2 protein-coding genes and 1 pseudogene are annotated in these 4,052 nt (G+C 67.8%); 2 read left to right on the top strand and 1 reads right to left on the bottom strand.

What is annotated here, in order from left to right:
- Positions 1-219: 219 nt before the first annotated feature.
- On the top strand, positions 220-528 hold the full coding sequence (locus FCI23_RS54350) for a hypothetical protein (protein ID WP_246144916.1): 309 nt from the start codon (positions 220-222) through the stop codon (positions 526-528).
- A 702-nt stretch (positions 529-1,230) separates the two neighbouring features.
- Here FCI23_RS54350 and FCI23_RS54345 read toward each other — a convergent pair.
- Positions 1,231-1,740, bottom strand: a complete 510-nt coding sequence (locus FCI23_RS54345) for a hypothetical protein (RefSeq protein ID WP_136731582.1) — start codon at positions 1,738-1,740, stop codon at positions 1,231-1,233.
- A gap of 839 nt (positions 1,741-2,579) precedes the next feature.
- Here FCI23_RS54345 and istA point away from each other — a divergent pair.
- Positions 2,580-3,560, top strand: a pseudogene (istA, locus tag FCI23_RS54340) (IS21 family transposase); the annotation flags it as partial.
- Positions 3,561-4,052 lie beyond the last annotated feature (492 nt).

Below are 4,052 nucleotides of genomic sequence, written 5' to 3'. Positions count from 1 at the left end.
GTGGAGCGCCTTTGGAAGGTGAACCCCAGGAACGTGAACTCGGTGTGCTCGTAGGAGCCGCGCCGGTTGTCATCCTGGCAGTACACGATCCTCGTCTTCTCCGGGTGCAGTTCCAGCCCCACCTCACTGCGGGTGCCGAAAACCCCATCCATGGGCTGTGACGTGCAGGTCTTGCGAACGGCCGACGATCGGCGGGCAGGCGTGTCAGGCTGATCGATCGTGCTGCGACTGCCCTACCTCGCCGTGTCGAGGGTGTTCGCCCTCATGCGGCTGCTGCCGATGACCGACATCGACAAGGACATCGAGATATTGACGCTGCGTCACCAGCTCGCCGTCCTGCAGCGGCAGATCGACAGGCCACGTTTCACTGCGGCGGACCGCGTTTTCCTAGTCGCGCTCCTCCACCGGTTGCCTCGCGCTCGGCTGGGGCAGTTCCGCCTGATTGTCTCCCCGGACACGATCCTGCGGTGGCACCGTGACCTCATGCGCCGCCGCCACGGCGTCCAGGCGGTCCACCCCGACCAGTAGCAGCGCCTCTTCCCGCTCATGCTGCTCCTGGTGCTGCTTGCCGTGCCGCTGCCCTCCTGCTCGGGTTGCAGCACAGCATTTACACGCCCTGCGTTGCGCCCGGCCGGGCTGCGCAATGGGCCGTGCCGGTTGCGCAGTCGGCGCGGCGGTGACTGCGCAACCGGCTCTGACCTGCGGCGGTGAGTGCGCAATCCGAAAACTCACCACGGCCCCGGGCGGAACTCACCACGGCCGCGACGGCTCTGGGGACGACGGCCGCGACGGCCGCGACGGGCTCGGCGGCGGACTGCGCAATCCGGCGACGGCTGCGATGGTGCTTCTTCTTCATCACCTCGCCGGGGGCCGCTCCGGCGGTCTCCAACGCTCGCGCGCGAGGGCGGTCCGGCCGGTCACTGGCTGTCCGCGACTGCCGGGGGGCCGTTGGCCGCCCGGGGCGCCGTGCCAATATCGGCTGCGACAACGGGTGCGCCAAGGGTGGCAACAACCCGGTCCGGGAGCTGCACGTGCTGCTCCTGGTGCTGCTCGCCCGTGCTGCCCTGCTGCTCGGGTTGCGGCACAGCTTTTGCACGTCCCGGCCCGGAGCCAGGCGGCACATGGGTGCTGCTCGTGTAACAGGCGGGCTCCGGAGTGCAGCAGCAGGCGGTGCAGCGCATGCAGCATTCGGCACGGGGCGGGTCGACTGTGCCTGGTGCTGCTGCTCGGCTACGAGCCAGAGGCCGCTGCCACCGGCTGCCGTCCGGCGCTGCGGGCCCAGGCATCGATGGCGCAGTCGATGTACTGCTCGAAGTCGGCGGTGGGGTCCTGCCGGACGATGTGGTGGATCGCCTTGATCGCCTCCCATGCCGATGCGCGGGCGAGGGTCCGCTCCTGGTCGTCCAGCTGGGTGGACAGGTAGGCGGCGAAGCCGAACTGGTGCGTCCGGGCTTTCGTCACCTTCAGTTCTCGGTGGTGCGCGCGTCGGGCCGCCTCGAAGAACGCCGCGGACTCTTCCTGGTCCAAGGCGTTGGCGATGATCGAGAGGTAGGGGGCGACCCACTGGGTGCTCGGGGGCCAGTCGTTGGTGTGGAGGCCGAAACGGCCGCCCATCGCGAGCGTGAGGTGCATGCCGTAGTCGTGGTCCACGGTCCAGAAGTACGCCGCGGACAGGACCGCCGGCAGGTGACGCGCGGGCCCCCGCAGCAGAAACGCCCGTACGGGGGCGTCTACCTGCATGTTTCCCGCCCAGGTAACCGATGTACGCGCTGGGAGGGAAACCGCGCTACTTGTTCTGCTCCGCTGAAACAAGACGGTATCCAGTGGTACCGCCCGACGTTCTGGGCTTCCTGCCTGCGGGTTTCCCATCCAGGAGAACGATGTGTCACCTGCGGGTGAGGGTTTCCCCTCCAGGGGAACCGCGCAACGCCCGGCGAACTGAGAAGGGTGCAGATCTTTTGAGGGTGTCTGGCACGAGCGTGACCTGCGGGTTCGTGATCCAGCACGGCTACGCCGTGTCAGTTACGCCCGGCCGTACGGCGCCGACGCGGAGCAACGGGTGCCGTGAGAGAAAGACGGGCAGGTCGGCCGTGATGGGCTCCGTGGCGACGATGGACTCGATCCGTACAAAACCGCAGGTGGGCCAGACCCTCAAAAGATCTGCACCCATCCGGATTTGGCGTCCGCGGCCGAGCGGGTGACAGCCCCGCGGGGACGGGGGTAGCGGGGCTGTCGGTGCCGGGAGCGTAGGAAGAGGTCCGGCTGCACGGGTTCATGGCGTCTGTCAGCGTCGGGTGACAGACGGTTGTCGGCGTCGGGTGAATCCTGGTTCTGGCACACTTTCCGTGCTGGCACAACGGAGCGTTACCACATGCCATCTGGAGCAGCTGTCACACGGCGGGAATACGAGGCTCTGTGCGTATGATGCTCGCTGATGATCATGGAGCCCGTGACGCTCTGTGCCCTGGCACGGAAAGTGTGCCAGACCTGAATCCTGACCGCTGAACGGCGGTACAAATCTGACCCACCTGGTGGTCGTCCGATCATCCTGATCTTGATTCGAAGGTCAGGAGGAGAGGGTGATTTCCGTGGAGGACTGGGCTGAGATTCGTCGGCTCCACCGGGCTGAGCAGATGCCGATCCGGGCGATCGCCCGCCATCTGTCCATCTCGAAGAACACGGTCAAGCGGGCGCTGGAGTCCGATCGGGCGCCGGTCTACCAGCGTCCGGCGAAGGGCTCGGCGGTGGACGCTTTCGAGCCGCAGATCCGCGAGCTCCTCAAGGCGACGCCGACGATGCCGGCCACGGTCATCGCCGAGCGGATCGGCTGGGAGCGTGGGATAACGGTGCTCAAGGAGCGGGTGCGCGAGCTGCGGCCCGCCTACCTGCCCGCGGACCCGGTCGGGCGGACGGTCTACGAGCCCGGTGAGCTGGCGCAGTGTGACCTGTGGTTCCCGCCGGTGCACATCCCGGTCGGCTACGGGCAGTTCGGCTGCCCGCCGGTGCTGGTCATAGTGTCCGGCTACTCGCGGGTGATCACCGCGCGGATGCTGCCCACCCGGCAGACCGGCGACCTGATCGCCGGGCACTGGCGGCTGCTGACCGGCTGGGGCGCGGTCCCCAGGATGCTGGTGTGGGACAACGAGTCCGGCATCGGGCAGGGCAGGCTGACCACCGAGTTCGCCGCGTTCGCGGGCCTGCTCGCGGTCAAGATCCACTTGTGCCGCCCCCGGGATCCAGAAGCGAAGGGCCTGGTCGAGCGGGCCAATGGCTACCTGGAGACGAGCTTCGTGCCCGGGCGCACATTCACCGGCCCGGACGACTTCAACGGCCAGCTCCAGGACTGGCTCAAGGTCGCCAACCGGCGCTTGCACCGCAGGATCCAGGCCCGCCCCGCCGATCGCTGGGAGGCCGACCGGGCGGGCATGCTCGCCCTGCCCCCGATCGGGCCGTCGCAGTGGTACCGCTTCCACACCCGCCTGGGCCGGGACCACTACATCCGCGTCGACCTCAACGACTACTCGGTGCACCCGCGCGCGATCGGACGGCGGATCCAGGTCTCCTCCGGCCGCGTGATCACGCATGGGGACACCTACCGGCTGCTGCCCGTCCCCGCAGCCTGAAGGCCTTCCCTCCCGACCGCGTGGCCAGCCCGGTCCGTGGCTCACGCTGTGCGGACCGGGCTGATCACCGAGCTCGACAAAGGCCGCTACTTCACACATGAGTTCACACCTTGATGGCCCACGTTGTCCTGTCCGTGATCAAGCCCGAATGGTCTGTCGACCTTGGCGCCGCAGCCGAAGCGGCTCTTCCTGTCCCAGGTCGGCCGAGGCCGCCAACTGCGGCCCGCCGACTGGGCCGGAGGCGGCATGACATAGGTCACAGAGCGTGCGGCTCGATCTTGGAATGTGGGGCTACCTGCCAATGAGGAGTTTCCATCCTCAATCCGCAGGTGAGAGGGGCTGGTTTGGGGTTCATCAGGTATGAGTGGGCTGGTCGGCGACCATGATCATCGGGCTTGATCATCCGTCATCGGGTCACCTGGCTGGCGG

Origin of the sequence: Actinacidiphila oryziradicis (genome assembly GCF_005047355.1) — a bacterium.
Lineage (GTDB): Bacteria > Actinomycetota > Actinomycetes > Streptomycetales > Streptomycetaceae > Actinacidiphila > Actinacidiphila oryziradicis.
This window is presented reverse-complemented; position numbering and strand designations above follow the sequence as displayed.